At 67.3% G+C, this 520-nt stretch carries 1 protein-coding gene; it reads right to left on the reverse strand.

Annotated features, from left to right (window positions below):
• The coding region (locus QZH66_RS18330) for an STAS/SEC14 domain-containing protein (protein WP_305807220.1) at positions 1–328 on the reverse strand (328 nt) is incomplete at its 3' end.
• Positions 329–520: the final 192 nt, after the last annotated feature.

Consider the following 520-nt stretch of genomic DNA (forward strand, 5'->3'; position numbering starts at 1 on the left):
CGGCAAAAGGGAAGTGCCGCACCTCGGCCGACGTGAAATGCTTGCCCAGCAGCTCGGCCATGCCGGCGAGCACGCTGTCCGTCGCGATGGCGATGCGCGCGACCTCCTTGTGGTGCTCGCGCGCGAAGTGCATGTGCGCGGTGAAGCCGCCGAAGTTCTCCCAGCCGGGAAAGCCCTTGGCATGGACCAGCACGCCGCGCAGCCTGGCGTGGCTGGCCAGGTAGGCGTCGACCATGGCGCTCAGGCCGCTGAAATCTTCCTTGCTCAGGGGCGCGCCGGGCTTGAGCACCAGAATGCCTTGGGGCCGCAGTATCGAATAGGCGAGCATGTGAACCTCCGTCGCAAAGACCTGCACTGTAGGCCGATGCCGGCGCCAGCGCATCCGCCGCCAGCCTTTCTCGCGCGAGGCATTGCACGACAATGCGGCATGCCTTTCCAACCCGAACCGGCCTACACCCACGGCCAAGCCGACCGAACCGCCGTCCTGCTGTGCAACCTGGGCACACCCGACGCCGCCACC

The organism is Stenotrophomonas sp. YIM B06876 (genome assembly GCF_030711595.1).
In the GTDB taxonomy this organism is placed as follows: Bacteria; Pseudomonadota; Gammaproteobacteria; order Xanthomonadales; family Xanthomonadaceae; genus Stenotrophomonas.